Annotated in this window: 15 protein-coding genes; 6 read left to right on the forward strand and 9 right to left on the reverse strand. The window is 64.8% G+C overall.

The genetic code is table 11. The features are described from left to right. Window positions 1-29: 29 nt before the first annotated feature. Window positions 30-2393, reverse strand: coding sequence for a FecR domain-containing protein (locus tag BMW66_RS00545; protein WP_093114680.1), 2364 nt, complete (start codon window positions 2391-2393; stop codon window positions 30-32). 726 nt (window positions 2394-3119) lie between these two features. Between BMW66_RS00545 and BMW66_RS00550 the strand changes: the two genes are divergently transcribed. Then, window positions 3120-6263, forward strand: a complete 3144-nt coding sequence (locus BMW66_RS00550) for a calcium-binding protein (protein WP_093114681.1) — start codon at window positions 3120-3122, stop codon at window positions 6261-6263. On the opposite strand, the gene BMW66_RS00555 is transcribed toward BMW66_RS00550, so the two are convergent. The 3 genes from BMW66_RS00555 to BMW66_RS00565 all read right to left on the reverse strand — a co-directional run bounded on the left by BMW66_RS00555 (window position 6163) and on the right by BMW66_RS00565 (window position 7407). Beyond that, complete coding sequence (locus tag BMW66_RS00555) at window positions 6163-6570, reverse strand: universal stress protein (protein WP_093114682.1); 408 nt, start codon at window positions 6568-6570, stop codon at window positions 6163-6165. The two genes, BMW66_RS00550 and BMW66_RS00555, sit on opposite strands and share 101 nt — an antisense overlap. Before the next feature lie 33 nt (window positions 6571-6603). Then, window positions 6604-7011, reverse strand: coding sequence for a universal stress protein (locus BMW66_RS00560; RefSeq protein ID WP_093114683.1), 408 nt, complete (start codon window positions 7009-7011; stop codon window positions 6604-6606). A gap of 69 nt (window positions 7012-7080) precedes the next feature. Further along, window positions 7081-7407: an antibiotic biosynthesis monooxygenase family protein gene (locus BMW66_RS00565; protein WP_093114684.1), complete on the reverse strand. Its 327-nt coding sequence runs from the start codon at window positions 7405-7407 to the stop codon at window positions 7081-7083. Between the two features lie 138 nt (window positions 7408-7545). Here BMW66_RS00565 and BMW66_RS00570 point away from each other — a divergent pair, with 138 nt between their 5' ends. From BMW66_RS00570 to BMW66_RS00580, 3 genes are all read left to right on the forward strand, one after another. Beyond that, window positions 7546-8208, forward strand: coding sequence for a hypothetical protein (locus tag BMW66_RS00570; RefSeq protein ID WP_093114685.1), 663 nt, complete (start codon window positions 7546-7548; stop codon window positions 8206-8208). 79 nt (window positions 8209-8287) lie between these two features. After that, a complete protein-coding gene (locus tag BMW66_RS00575) occupies window positions 8288-8608 on the forward strand; it encodes a hypothetical protein (RefSeq protein WP_093114686.1) in 321 nt (106 codons plus the stop codon). A gap of 180 nt (window positions 8609-8788) precedes the next feature. Continuing rightward, window positions 8789-9754, forward strand: coding sequence for a LysR family transcriptional regulator (locus tag BMW66_RS00580; protein WP_093114687.1), 966 nt, complete (start codon window positions 8789-8791; stop codon window positions 9752-9754). A gap of 24 nt (window positions 9755-9778) precedes the next feature. Here the strand turns inward: BMW66_RS00580 and BMW66_RS00585 are convergent, their stop codons facing one another. Beyond that, window positions 9779-10480 (reverse strand): 2-dehydro-3-deoxygalactonokinase, encoded by a 702-nt coding sequence (locus tag BMW66_RS00585; RefSeq protein ID WP_093114688.1) that lies wholly within the window; start codon window positions 10478-10480, stop codon window positions 9779-9781. Between the two features lie 108 nt (window positions 10481-10588). Between BMW66_RS00585 and BMW66_RS00590 the strand changes: the two genes are divergently transcribed. Continuing rightward, window positions 10589-11290: an NAD-dependent deacylase gene (locus tag BMW66_RS00590; protein WP_093114689.1), complete on the forward strand. Its 702-nt coding sequence runs from the start codon at window positions 10589-10591 to the stop codon at window positions 11288-11290. Between the two features lie 29 nt (window positions 11291-11319). Here BMW66_RS00590 and BMW66_RS00595 read toward each other — a convergent pair whose 3' ends face one another. From BMW66_RS00595 to meaB, 4 genes are all read right to left on the reverse strand, one after another. Then, window positions 11320-11805: a copper chaperone PCu(A)C gene (locus BMW66_RS00595; protein ID WP_093114690.1), complete on the reverse strand. Its 486-nt coding sequence runs from the start codon at window positions 11803-11805 to the stop codon at window positions 11320-11322. Window positions 11806-11856: 51 nt separating this feature from the next. Then, on the reverse strand, window positions 11857-12204 hold the full coding sequence (locus BMW66_RS00600) for a hypothetical protein (protein ID WP_093114691.1): 348 nt from the start codon (window positions 12202-12204) through the stop codon (window positions 11857-11859). A 120-nt stretch (window positions 12205-12324) separates the two neighbouring features. Continuing rightward, window positions 12325-12615 (reverse strand): 50S ribosomal protein L28, encoded by a 291-nt coding sequence (gene rpmB / locus BMW66_RS00605; RefSeq protein WP_093114692.1) that lies wholly within the window; start codon window positions 12613-12615, stop codon window positions 12325-12327. A 132-nt stretch (window positions 12616-12747) separates the two neighbouring features. Next, window positions 12748-13737, reverse strand: a complete 990-nt coding sequence (gene meaB / locus BMW66_RS00610) for a methylmalonyl Co-A mutase-associated GTPase MeaB (RefSeq protein WP_093114693.1) — start codon at window positions 13735-13737, stop codon at window positions 12748-12750. Window positions 13738-13769: 32 nt separating this feature from the next. Here meaB and BMW66_RS00615 point away from each other — a divergent pair, with 32 nt between their 5' ends. Further along, window positions 13770-14519, forward strand: coding sequence for a DUF3108 domain-containing protein (locus tag BMW66_RS00615; protein ID WP_093114694.1), 750 nt, complete (start codon window positions 13770-13772; stop codon window positions 14517-14519). Window position 14520: the final 1 nt, after the last annotated feature.

A 14520-nucleotide genomic window follows, 5' to 3' on the forward strand; every position in this document is an offset into this window, starting at 1 on the left:
GCCGGTGCGCCCGGCCCCGCCGCCCGGCCTCATTCGAATGCCTCGTTTCCGGCGTAGTCTTCCAAGATGACCTCGATAAGGCGCAGATCGCCCGCCTCCGCAGGCAGGCTGTCCCGGCAGAGCCCGCTAGCGCTGTCGCAGCGCAGATAGCCGTCAACCTCCCTGCCGCCGATGGCGAGGGCATAGCGCCCCGCCTGCCGCAGGCCCGAGGCGTCGCGCGCCTCCACCACGATCTCTATGGGCCCGCCCTCGCCATCCGGGCGGGTCGCCTCGGCGCGCAAAATCTCGGGCGGGTCGATGTCATAGAGCGTCTCCACCCGAAGCGAGGCCGCGTTGCCCGCCACGTCGCGCGCCTCAAGCTCGGCGGCGTTCGCGCCCGGCTCCAGCGGCACCTCAAGCCGGAACCGCCCGCCCGCGTCCAGCGGCACCGCCTTGTCGCCAAGCCGCAGGGCCGCCGCGTCGCCCGCATCCCCCTCTAGGATCAGCACCGGATCGGCGGTGGCCAGCGGCGGCGGCAGATCAAGCGCAAGCTCCGGCGGCTGCCAGTCGCGTCTCGCGGTGAGACCGGCGGACCCCTCCACCCCGCCGCCGGGGGAAAGCACCTCGATCGCGAAGCTTTGCGCCGTTTCGCTGACCGGCACGGTAAAGGCGATCTGCCCGCTGGCCCCGACCTTGGCACGCAGGATCTCGGCCCCCGCCTCATCGCGCACAACCACCGGCGCGCCCGGCCCCGCGCTGGCGGTGCCGGTAACCGAAAGCTCCGCGCTGCGGGTCACGATCACATCGCCCTCCCGCGCGAGAGCGTCCGAGAGCGCGATCTCCACCTCCGCCGCCGGACGGTAGATCACCGCAAGCGCCGCCGCGCTGTCATTGCCCGCCGGATCGACCGCGCGGAACGACAGGGTATTCTCCCCCCGCGTCAGCGCGGCCTCCAGCGCGAAGCTGCCATCGGAATTGAGCGAGACATCCTGCCCGTTGAACCGCAGGACGGCATCCTGTTCCGTGGCGCCCATCACCTCTATGCTGCCGGTCTCGCTGATCGTGCCGTCGGCGGGCGACATGAGCATGAGGAAGGGCGGCGTGTCGTCAATCCGCACCTCGAACTTGCGCACCGCGCTCCATTCCCCCGGAAGGCCCAGCTTGTCGAGCGCGGCCACGCGCCAGTGATAGCGCCCGGGCGTCAGCCCCCCGACGGCAAAGCGCGTCTCGCGCACCTCCCATTCGGTGGCGATCATCGTGTTGAACCCCGGATCGGTGGCCACCTCGAACCAATAGGCCACCGCCGCCTCGAACGGGGCCCATTCCAGCGGCGCGGCATTGCCGTAAACCACACCGCCATCGACGGGCGCGACCTGCTGCGGGCGCGAGAGCACCCCGGCGCGCTGCGTGCCCTCTGTCGACAGCACGGCCCCTTCGTTCCGGCCAAGCGCAATCATCTCGCCATCGCGGCTGATCGAAAAATCCTCCCGGCTGTCATAGTTCACGAAGCGCGCGCCGCTCGCGTCATTCTTGATCCAGAAGTCGGCGGATTTCGTGCGGGTGTCGATGCCCGGCACCTCCACCTCGAACTCCGACCGATCCGAAAGCTGGTTGAGCAGCGCATAGAAATCGCCGTTGGTCAGGCTGACCTTCGTGACCTCGTTGCCGGTGAGCGGGTCGCTGCGCATCCGCTGGATCGTGGCGTTGGAATTGGGGTTGAGGCGCAGCCGGCTCAGATCGCGGAACGTGACCTGCGTGGTGCTGCCCGACAGGGTGCGCAGCCGCTCGAACTCTACCAGAATATCATCAAGGGCCCTGTCGCTCCAGCGCGACTCCGTGGGGTTGCGCCCTTCCACCTGTCCCTTGATGTCGGACACCACCGCCTCCGCGGCGCGGTCGCGCTGCGCGAGGGCGATGTCATAGGCATCATTGGCGTGCTGCACCGCCAGCCCGGCAAAATCCACCACGGCGCGCCATGCGCCCTCCTCGCGCTGCTCCACGGCGGACTCGCGTGTTTCGATCGCGGCGCCGATCTGCTGCGGCGCGAACAGCCGTGCGCCCTCTGCGGTGGCGCGCTGGATCGCCTGAAGCGAGGCGGCGAGCGAAGCATCGGCAATCGCCACCTGCTGCACCGGCATCCTGAGCACGAGGCCCGGCACCACATCGGCGGGTGACGAAATATCATTGATCTTCAGGACACTGGGCCACAGGTCGGGATCGCGCAGATGTGTCTCCACCACGCCGCGCAGCGTATCCCCTTCGGAGAACTCGACCTCTTCATAGGGAGCGTCGAGCGGGTCGTTCTGGGCGATGACGTGCGAAGGCAAGAAGGCGGAGAAAAGAGTGAAAAGCGCGGCGGTGCCCACGATATGTGACCACCCGAAACGGTGCACGATGACCGTTCGCGTTTTCAACCCCCCGTTCCCTCATAAATAATAAAACAAAAATTATGTTATATTCTTCGCATCTTTCCATCTTCTCTCTGTATCGCGCAAGATTTTTCTGCTCGGGGCCTGTGAGATAGGGGGCGCTGCCGGGGACAATGCCCCGCGTCGGGCCGCATGTCCGAACCCGCGAGAGCTCGTCGTATTTCCGCGGTGAAAACTCTTTGACCTTTGACTAGGTGCTATTGGTTTTCTGAAAAGTGACCTTCAAATCCCAATACGCCTATTGCAGTTTTTCAGGTCAGGTTTCGGGGGAAATTGAGTATGATCATACCCCGATCCGGTTCTCGGTAATCACCTAACCCGGACAAGTGACCAAATTTCCGAATTTGACAGAATCCCGTAACGTTTGAGAAGAATCGACAACAATTGAGCCATCTGATTCTCGCTGGCGCGAGCGCATGGCAGGATGAAAGTAACGCACTCGACCCTTCAAATGAAAATATTTTAACCTCGTAAATTTTGAATGCCGTAAAATACAGCTGTTTTCTAATTTTCACAACATATTGTTATTAAATACTTTTATTTCTTCTTGGCGCTGTATTTTCGAAAAAATACTTCGAACGCCTAATGTAACACGAGTTCGTGATTCAGAACTATCGTTAAAATAGTGTAAAAAATTTGCTAGAAGGAATCGTTCGGTTCTTTCGGCGTCTCCCTTTGCGGAGTCTCTAAATGTGTGCCCAAAACATATCATTGGAGTCTTCCCCCTACATCGGCACCCCGCTTGATGACCAGATGTTTCAGGTCAATACGGTTTTCACCCGCGATTTCCTTGATCCGGGCGGTCCGTTCGATCGCATGATTCAGGATATGAACTGGTCCGCGCTTCGCTTTCCGGGCGGCACGGTGACGGAGGAGCTGTTCGGGCCCGGCACCGATTTCTCGGAGCAGTTCTTCGACACCAGCACCCCGAGCGGCGTTGACCCCGATGGCGACAATTCCCGCATCCTGACCGCGCCCGCAGCCTTCAAATACACGTGGGATCGGGACATGGACCTGCAATACGTCCTGCCCACGGAGAGATACTTCAGTGATGTGGAAGACCCCGACACCGGCCTGCGCGAACCCACCCCTTTTGGCCTTTACCGGCTGGTGGATCGCGTGGACCGCATGATCGAGGGGGACTACGGCCCCGCCAACATCACCATGTTCGAGCTTGGCAACGAGTTCTGGTATCAGGACGACCGCCAGACCCCTGCGGAATACGGGGCCATGGTCAACGAGCTGTCCTCCAGTCTGGAGTTCATCTTCGACAATCACGAACAGGATCTCAGCACGCCAGCCAGCTGGATACGGCCCGAAATCGCCATGCAGGCCGGTCCCGGCTGGTTGCCGGAGGCGAACGGGCTCATTCAGGATGAGCTTTCGCTTTCGGCCCGGCAGGGAATCGACGCGGTCGTGACCCACTACTATCCGCGCACCTATGACGCCGCGAGCGGCAAGGATCGGCATTTCGACCGGCTTGATGAATGGGGGGACATGCCCGGCGGCAATCCGAATCTGGAATACTATATTTCCGAATGGAACGTCTCCAACCGGTCGGACATGGACGGTCTGGAACACGCCTCCGCCATGCCCGAGATCATGAGCCATCTTGTCGACCGGGATGTCGATTTCGCGGCGGTCTGGGGCACGCAATACTTCAATCTCGGCTCCCGTCTGGCGAAGCTCTACACCGACGAGGACGCACCCGGCGGCCTGGACTACACCCTCACCGCGCCGGGCGAGGTGTATCGCATGATGAGCCACGATGTCCGCGGCCTTCGGCACATCGACATCAACACGCCCGAGACCCTACGCGACGCCATCGGCACACCGCCCGAAGAGCGCGCGCCCGAAGAGCGCGAACAGCTTACCATGCACGCCTTCGGAGACGGCGACAAAACGGTGATCTTTGTCTCCTCGCGCAGCGATCAGCCGATCGACGTGACCTTGCAGGATGATGGGCTGCTGCCGGATTATCACCACCTCTGGGGCGAACAGCTTGGCGTGATCGACGACCCCACAACCGGCGATCTCGACGAGGGTGACCCGACATCGCACTTGTCCCGGCCCTATATCCAGACGCTCGGCCGCTCGCAGCTTGAATCCGGCGACGGGATCACGTTTCAGCTCGGCCCCTATGAAATCATGGAGCTTGAATTCACCACCGCGGAGATGGGCGTGCGCATGTCCGGGCACGATCAGGTCGTGGACCCCACCGCCAACTACAACGACACGCTGGACGGCAGCGCCTATGACGACACGATCAGCGGCCAGTTCGGGGATGACGAGTTGCGCGGCCACGCCGGCAATGACGTTCTGATCGGCGGCGAGGGGAACGATTACCTTGGCGGCTGGCGGGGGGAGGACACGCTCAACGCGGGCGATGGCAATGACACGCTGGTCGGCGGCCCCGGCAGCGACGTTCTGATCGCCGGCGGCGGCGAAAACGATCTGCGCGGCGGGGATTATGGCGGCCGCGACGGCAGCGAGGTCAATCACTTCATCGTCGATGTCGCCGGCCTGACCACGATTTCCGATCTCGACCCCAACGCGGGCGAAAGCATCAGCTTCCTGCGCAACTACGAGACTGCGGAAGATGTCTGGGACCGGGCCACCACCGAAGACGGCGATCTGGTGATCGACCACGACGCGGGCGGCACGACGCGGCTGGCGGGGATGGGCACGCGCCTTGGCACATTCGAAAGCTTCCAGGCCGTTCTGGCCGATTTTCAGGGCGACTCCCCCATCGAGGATGAAGTCGATACCCTGCTGCAAGAGCCGCCCGACGGCTCCATCCCGAACTATGACATCCCCGGGGATCCACAACCCGAGGAACCACCCGAGGAGCAGCGCATCGTCGAAGAGCTGCTACTGGTCGGGAGCAATGATGAACTCGCGGCGTATATGCAGTCCCTTGACGAGGACGCCCGGAACGGGCTGCTCGACTACATCAATCCCGATATTTTCATGATCACGGCGACAGGCTCCACCACCGTGACATTTCTCAACAACCTGCCAAGCGAGGGCGTGCAGCAGTTCTTCGGTTCGATTGCGCCGCAAACCCTGGATGTCTGGGCGCTCAAGACCGCCGCGAATTTCGCCGAGGGCACCTATACGGAGCTGCCGCAGCTTGACGCCGACATATTGCAGGGCTTTCTCGACGGGATCAGCCATGACGTGCTTCTCGACTACTACTTCTCCTACTCCGAGGATCAGCGCACCGCCGCCGCCGAGGGTTTCTGGGAGGCGATCCCGGAGACAGACGGCATGGACCTGTCGCAGATCTTCGGGCTGGACCCCGATGAGATCGACGAGCGGCGCGTCGCCTTCGAAAACGGTGAGGCGGTGCCGCTCTGGCAGGAATATGTCGTCCCCGAGCGCGTGAAGGACAACCCCGATTTCGAAGACCTGCTTGCCCAATTGGAAGAGGACGAGGAGGAGGAAGAGGACGAGGACGACGACGAGGACGACGAAGACGAAGAGGACGACGGAACCGGCAGTGGTGGAGGGGGCTGCTTCGTGGCCACCTGCGCCTATGGCGACTACGATCACCCCGACGTCGCCTTCCTGCGCCTTTACCGTGATCTGGAACTGACCACGCACCCGGCGGGCCGCGCCTTCATCCGCGTTTACTATGCAATCGGTCCATGGCTTGCCGATGCGATCCGGCCCGTCCCGCCGCTTCGTCGGCTGGCGCGGGCCGTCCTTGCGCGCAAGGTGGCGCGGATGCAGCGGCGCAGGGCATCGCCGCCTAGCGGATCACATGCACCGCGCAATGGGCATGGCGCACGACCCGCGCCGCCGTGGAGCCGAGGAAATAGTCGCTCAGCCCCGGATCGTGCGAGGCGATGACGATGCAATCGACCTCCTTCTCGGCGGCCCAGTCGAGGATCGTGCGTCCCGAATGACCCGACACCACCGCGGCCTTCACATCCTTGACCCCGCCCAGCTCCGCCTTGAGCCAGGCTACCATCTCGTCCCGGTTGCGTTCGAGCTGCCCGGCGGGCAGTTGCGATTCGATATATCCGGGGATCATCTCGATCACTGTCAGCGCGGTGATCGTCGCGCCCTCATCGGCCAGCATCCGCGCCACGTTGAGCGCCTTTCCCGTATCGCGCGTATGATCGGGGGCAATGGGAACGAGGATATTCTTGTACATTCTGTCTCTCCTGTCTGAATGAGTGCGGCGCGCTCAGCGCAGTACATGCACCGCGCAATGCGCATGGCGCACCACATGGGCGGCGGTGGAGCCAAGGAAGTAGTCCTGCAATCCCGGCTTGTGCGAGGCGACGATGATGCAATCGGCCCCGATCTCGGCGGCGTAATCCAGAATACCGCGCCCGGCGTGACCGTCCGTCACCACCCCGTGCGCGCCCGGCAACCGGGCGGCCAGATCGTTCAACGCCCCCTCGACCGCCCTGCGCGCCTCTTCGCGGTAGCCTTCGGGAAAATAATCCACCGCATAGGAGGGCACCTTCTCCATCACGTGCAAAAGCGTGATGTCCGCGCCCTTATCGGCCAGCATCCGCGCCACGTCCATCGCGGTATCCGTCTCGCGGTCCTCGTCGAAGGACACGGGAATAAGAATGCTCTTGTACATTGAAATCTCCTGCTTGCGTCCCGCCGAGCCTATCATCACGGCCCGGCACGGGGTTTGATCCAAGTCACGTCAGCCCGGATCGAAGGCCGCGACCACGTCATACATCACCGGCTCGAAACTCTTGCACATGTCGTTGATCTTGCGGTTGCGTTCGCGCATCTCCGTGGTGCGCAGCATCGCCATGAAATCCTCGCGCTTTTCCCACTGCGAGTAGTTGGCGATCCTTGTCTGCGCGTCGTTCACATGCAGACCCGCGGCGATGAACCCGGGCTGTTTCGAGATGAAATTCTCATAGGCATCGACCAGCGCCTCCATGACATCCTGACAGGTGCCCGGCGTCATTTCAAACGTGGTGATGACGGTCTGAAGCTGCGCATCCTTGGCGATCGTGGGCATCTCATCCTCCTTCGTTCCCGATCAGACTAACCCGGTCGCAAGCGCTGTGGCTACAGCCAATCGAACAGGTGGCGTCCCCGCGCGCATTAACGATTTCTTCACCTTCCTGCGAAAATGGTTAACGCTGAAGGAGGCGCCATGATCAGGCTATTGCTGATTGTGCTTCTGATCGGCACGCAGGCGCAGGCAGGTCCATGGCTGCGCGATACGGGGCGCGTCTTCACCGCCACGGGCCTGACGCTGTCGCGCCCGCTGACGGGGGGCGCGGTGCGCCATGTGACCACCTTCTATTCTGAATGGGGCGTCAGCGAGAGGCTGACCATCGGGCTGGATGGCTGGTCCGCGCCGGGCCAGAGTTTCGCTGGCGTATTCTTCTCGCGCCTGCCGCTGTGGCGGGGGGCCGGCGGGGATCTCTGGGCCGCCGAGTTCGGCACCGGGCAACACATCGACGCCACCGGCAGCCGCCTGATCGTGCGGCCGGGGCTGTCCTGGGGGCGCGGGCTGACCACGAAGGTGGGGGCGGGCTGGCTCTCCACCGACGCGCGGCTCACGCTGTCGCCCGGAGCGGGCCTGCTCGGCGGCAAGATCGAATCGACCTATGGCGTCGCGCTGCGGCCCGGCCTTTCGCTCATGGCGCAACTCACACTGGAACAGACACGCGGCGGACGCGTGCACTGGACGGCGACGCCATCGGTCGTGCTGCGGCTCGATTCCGCGCGGCGCCTGCAACTGTCGGGATTCGGCCAGAGTTTCGGCGGCGGCACCGCCGGCGTCAAAATCGTGATCTGGCAAGAGTTCTGAATGAATTGTCTTTATCCCGCGTTTACGGCATGATCTGCGCGATAGCTCGCGGTTCAGATCGAACGAGGGACGAAACACCATGAAGACCATGATCGCCACCACCTGCGCGGCCGCCCTTGTGGTCGCCATGACCGCCCCTGCGGTGCTGGCAGGGCCGATCTCCAGCGCCTGCCTGCAATCGGATCGCGCGGCGAAATCCAGAAGCCTTTGCGGCTGCATACAGCAGGTCGCAGATCAGGCCCTCACGCGCTCAGAGCAACGTATCGCCGCCGGCTTCTTCCGCGATCCGCACAAGGCGCAGGAAGTCCGCCAATCGCGCAGCCACTCCAACGAGGTGTTCTGGAAGCGGTATTCAGAGTTCGGCACCATCGTCGCGGCGAGTTGCGGCCACCTGGGCTGATCCACACCCCCCGGCAGGCTGGACATCCGCTCTGACGCGGGGCCGGCGCCCGGTTTCGAGTTTTCGAATATCCCGCTGGGGCACGCAGTGCGCATTCGCACTCTGCCAAGTCCCGACTTGACCCGCGACCCTCTTTAGTTTCACAAAAGACAAAACTACCACCGCATGAGAGGGCCGGTCATGCCGACGAAAGGCGTCACCCTGCGCGGGCTGGAGGTGTTCGAGGCCCTCGCTGCCTCAGGCTCTGTCGCCCATGCCGCCGAAGCCACGGGGCTGAGCCAGCCCGCGGTCAGCCAGCAGTTGCGCAACCTTGAGGCCGCGCTTGGCGCCGAGCTCGTCAACCACGGCCGGCGCCCGATGCAACTCACTCCGGCGGGGCGCAGCTTTCTGGCGCGCACTCACTCGGTGCTGTCGGAACTGCGGCTGGCCCAATCGGAGCTTACGGTGATGGATCTGTCCCATCTGACCACGCTCAACATGGGAATCATCGACGATTTCGACAACGATCTGACACCGCGCCTCGTCACTGTTCTGGCCGAAAGCCTGACCCGCTGCCGATTCCGCCTGATCACCGCCGCCAGCCACGATATCACCGCCGCCATGCGCGAACGCCGACTGCACATCGGGGTCGCCGCCACCACCGGAGAGGTGATCGACGGCGTCAACGAATATCCGCTGGTGCGCGATCCCTTCATCCTCGTGGCGCCCGCCTCCCGCACCGGCAAGGCCCCCCCGTCGCTTCAGGATCTTCAGGCCATGCCCCTTCTGCGCTATGACCGTGCGCAGCTCATTTCCCGCCAGATCGAGGCGCATCTGGCGCGCGCGCAGCTTAGCTTTCCCGAACGTTTCGAGATCGGCAGCCATCTGGCACTCATGGCGATGGTGGCGCGCGGCATCGGCTGGGCGGTGACGACACCTCTGGGCTTCATGCGCGCGGCGCGCTTTCACGACAGGATCAATGCCTATCCGCTGCCGCTCACGCCCTTCGCGCGGACGATCTCGCTTTTCGCCGCCGCCGACTGGGCCGACCGCGTGCCGCGCGACGTGGCGGGGACCATGCGGCGGCTGGTGCAGGATCAGATCATCACGCCCGCGCAGCGCGCCCTGCCCTTCCTTGAGGACGATCTGCGCCTCATCGACGGCTGACCGTCCGCGCAGGCTTGCGCGCCCTCATTCCCGCGTCGTCCAGATTGCCTTGAGGCCCTCCAACCGCATGGACTCCTTGTCGAAAATCTCCACAGGCACACCCTGATCCCGAAGCGCCCCGGCATAGGGGTTCGGCCCGGCCAGAAGCACCTGCTGGCCCAGCCAATAGGGTTTCGTGGCCGCGATCTCCGCCCCGATCAGCGCCCCCCAGATCCGCGCCGCGCCCCCCTGGCCCAGCAGAGAGGCAAGCCGCTCGGGCCGGGTGACGACCTCTTCCAAGGCGGTATCGAATCCAGCGCCGCCCACCGGGTCTCCGGCACTCAGCGCACCGGCCAGTATCCCACTGACAAAGCTGCGGAAACTGATCACCTCCCCGGCGCTGACATGCGCCCAGACGCTGCGCGCGCCGGTGATGCACACCACCCCGTCCCAGCGCGGGCGCGGCGCCACCAGCCCGGCCAGAATGGCGATTTCCGCGCCCAGCCGATCTTCGGGCGTGGCTTGCCGCAACCCCTTGATAGCCCAGTGATCGCCTGTTTTCACCGGCGGCGCGATCACCGGGGCGGGCAGGGTCCGTTCCCCCTCGCCGATCATCACAACCGGAAGGCCGTTGCCGAGCTTCGCGGTTATCCCTTTCATATCAGCCGCTTGCGCTGTGAACCCGTCCGGCATCCGCCAGCCGTGCAGCCCGTTCGCCCCGCGCTCTGCCGCGATCCAGTCACTCATTCCGCGTCCCCCTTTGCCCCGTCTTTGACCCGCGCGGGCCGGCAAGGTCAAGCCTTGCCCGCGCCCGGCCCGCTTGCCACACTCTGCCAAGAACGGAAGGGGGCACCTATGACCACGGAAAAGATCGTGATCCTGACAGGAGCGGGCATTTCCGCCGAAAGCGGGCTGGGCACCTTTCGCGATGTCGGCGGGCTCTGGACGCAGCACCGGATCGAGGATGTGGCCACGCCCGAGGGCTTTCACCGCGATCTCGATCTGGTCCACGGCTTCTACAACACCCGCCGCGCCAAAGCCGCCACCGCCAGACCCAACGCCGCGCATGAGGCACTTGCACGGCTGGAACGCGAGCACCCGGGCGAGGTGGTGGTGGTGACGCAGAACGTCGATGATCTGCACGAAAGGGCCGGCTCCCGATCGGTTCTGCACATGCACGGGCGGATCGCCGGCGCGCTCTGCGGGGCCTGCGGCGGGCGCTGGCAAGCCCCTGACATCATGTCGAAAACAGATGTCTGCCCGACGTGCGGGGCAACGGCGACGCGGCCCGATGTCGTCTGGTTCGGAGAGATCCCCCATCACATGGATGAAATCCTGCGGCATCTGTCACAGGCGGACCTGTTCGCCGCCATCGGCACCTCGGGCGAGGTTTATCCCGCCGCCGCCTTCGTGGAAGAGGCCGCTGCCGCCGGGGCGCATACGGTCGAGTTGAATCTCGATCCCTCGGCGCATGTCACGGCCTTCGCAGAGACGTTTTTCGGCCCGGCGACCGAGACCGTTCCACGCTGGGTGGCGCAGGAACTGGCCCGGTCCTGATCGCAGGATGGCCGGGCCAGCGGCCGCACTCAGTCGCCGTCGGTCATGCCATGACCGCCATGCGCCCCCTCGCGCGGCTTGCGGTCGAGGTCCACCGGCACATCGACCGTGATTTCACCGGCCTTCTCGAAGATGAGCGTGACCGGCACAACGTCGCCATCCTTGAGCCGTCGTGTCAGGCCAAGGAACATCACATGGTCCCCGCCGCGCATGAGCATATGCGATTGTCCGGCGGGAATGGCGAATCCGTCCGGCACATGCCGCATCTTCATCACCCCGTCGCCATCGTCGATGTGGGTGTGAAGCTCCACCCGCTCGGACATGTCGGCGCGGGCCTCGATCAGGCGATCATCCTCATCGCCGCCATTCTCGATCTTCATGAAGGCGGCGCCGGTCTTGGCCATCATGCCGGAGGTCCGGGCATAGGGCTCGTGAATGGCGATCTCGCTCCCGGCAAGGGCGGGGGCGGCGAAAAGGGCGGCGGCAAGCGCCACGGCAAGCGGTTTGAAGGACATTGCGTCTCTCCTCCTGATCTCTGATTTTACGGGTGTTTTCGGCAAGTCTGATCAGAGAGAAGAGGGCGGCCCGCGCGCCGAGGCGGTAACCCCCTGCCGCCCGGCGACCGGGTGTCCGGACACCGAGGCAATCCGCTCGGAAGCGCCCGAAACGGGCAAGGCCACCAAAGGGGCCTCCGCCACGGCATTGAGCAGCGAGAGCGCGAAATCGGGGCACAGGTGCGGCGCGCCGGTCGGGTTGCCTTCGGCGTCCAGCGGCATCATGGCCGGGCCGGTTCCGGTGCAGATCTCCATGAAATCGACGGCGGGCGGCACCCCCCGCGCCACCGCCGCGCCCTGCGCGGTCAGCAGCAAGAGCGCCGCCATCAGCCCCGCCAGATATGAACGCCAGCCCGTCATCGCGCCGGATATAAACCTTCCCGCGCTGGAATGTATAGCGACAAAAGGAAACAGCCCCGCCCGGAACCTCCGGGCAGGGCTGTCTTCACTGTCCCCTATGGGACTGATTGCAATCGCGGTTCAGGCTTGTGCCGCCTGCACCCGCGCAATCTCTTTCTTGACCTTCAGCGCGGCTTCGGACAGCTCCGAATCCTTCGCCTTGGCAAGGAAGGCATCAAGCCCGCCACGGTGATCGACCGACCGCAGCGCCGCAGCCGAAATGCGCATTTTCACGCCACGGCTCAGCGTTTCCGATTGCAGGGTCACATCGTTAAGGTTCGGCAGAAACCGACGCCTTGTCTTGTTGTGGGCATGGCTGACATTGTTGCCAGACATCGGGCCTTTTCCGGTCAGTTCGCAACGGCGCGACATGGGTTCATCCTCGTGTTTCGGTTTACGGGGAATAGCGCCCCGCCAATACAAGCGGGCACTGCCACGGGCAGCGCACCGAAATTCGTCGGGTGTCTTTAGGCCCTCCGCGCGGGGGCGTCAAGTGGTACGGCGTCAGGTTTTGCCCTCGTCTTCGCCCAGCAGCTTCAACACCGCATCGGCTGCGAGCGCCGGGGTGATCTCGCCGCGCGCCACCTGCGCGCCATATTCGCGCAGCGCTGCCTTCACCGGCCCCCGCTCCAGCCGCGCCAGAAGTGCCTGACGCACCTCCTCGAAGAACCAGTATTCGGCCTGCGCCGCGCGCCGCGCCTCCCAGTGGCCGGTCTCGCGCCGCCAGTCGGCCAGCTTGCACATTTCCTCCCACGCAGTGTTGAGCCCGTCCTCGCGCAGCGCGGAGACGGTCATCGCCTTGGGAAACCCCTCGGGATCCTGCGGACGCTTGCGCAGCAGCCGGAGCGCCCCGGCATAATCGGCGCAGGTCCGTTTGGCCGCCGGGAGCAGATCGCCATCGGCCTTGTTCACAAGGATGATATCGGCCATCTCCATGATCCCGCGCTTGACGCCCTGCAACTCGTCGCCGCCCCCGGGCGCCAGCAACAGCAGGAACAGATCGGACATTTCCGACACCACGGTTTCGGATTGTCCCACGCCCACCGTCTCGATCAGCACCACGTCGAATCCCGCCGCCTCGCAGAGCGCGATCGCCTCGCGGGTGCGCCGCGCGACGCCGCCAAGGTGGCTCCGGCTGGGGGAGGGGCGGATAAAGGCGTTGGGATCGCGGCTGAGCTGCTCCATCCGCGTCTTGTCGCCAAGGATGGAGCCTCCCGACCGGGCGGAGCTTGGATCGACCGCCAGCACCGCGACGCGCAGCCCCTGCGCCGTGAGCATCATGCCGAAGCTCTCGATGAATGTGGATTTGCCAACACCCGGCGTGCCCGAAAGCCCGATGCGAATCGCCTCTTGTCCGTGGCCGCGCAAGGCCTCCAGAAGCTCCGCCGCCTGCGCGCGGTGATCCGCCCGCCCGCTTTCGACAAGGGTGATCGCCCTTGCCAGCGCGCGGCGGTCCTGTTTCAATATCCTGTCACGCAGATCCGCGATGTCCATTCCGTTCCCCGTCCTTGCCCTAGGGTGTGTTCATGCCTTGCCCCCGCCTCGCTTGTCCAGCCCGCGCCGCCCGCTGGCACGCGTTCCTGCTGGCCGCAATGCTTGGCTGTCTTGCCCTGCCGGCGCAAGCGGGCGAACAGGCGTGGTCGGTCCACGCCTTCGGCATCAAGGTCGGTGAAATGCGGCTCAAGGTGTCGGAGGCGGACGCCCGCTATACCGGCGCGGCGGCCTTTCGCACCACGGGGCTTGCCGGGGTGCTGCGGCGCATCCGCTTTTCGATCACCTCGCACGGGCGGCTTGTGTCAGGCCGCTACCAGCCTGACGGCTATGACGGGCAGATCGACACCGGCAAGCGCGTGTCGGAAACGCGGCTGGATTTCGCCGGCACCGTCCCGCGCAAGGTCTCGGGGGCGCAGGACCCCGCCGTGCCCATTCCGGACGCGGCCAAACGCGGCGCGCACGATCCCATGACCGTGATGTGGCAGGTGCTGCGCGATCAGAGCGACGAGACGCTCTGCGCCTTTGACCAGACGCAGTTCGACGGCACCCGCCTGACCCGGATCACGCTGAGCGCCCGCAAGCAGGTGGACGAAGGGACCGTCACCTGCAATGGCCGCTATGACCGCATCGGCGGCTACAGCGACGAGGAACTGGCGGAGATGGCGACCTCGCCGCTGTCGGTCACCTACCGCGCGGTCGGCGCGGAGGGCGCGCGCTGGCGGGCCGAGGGGCTGAGCATCGTCACCCGCCACGGCACCGCCACGCTGCACCGGCGTGACTGAC

Origin of the sequence: Salinihabitans flavidus, assembly GCF_900110425.1 — a bacterium.
Taxonomy (GTDB): Bacteria; Pseudomonadota; Alphaproteobacteria; order Rhodobacterales; family Rhodobacteraceae; genus Salinihabitans; species Salinihabitans flavidus.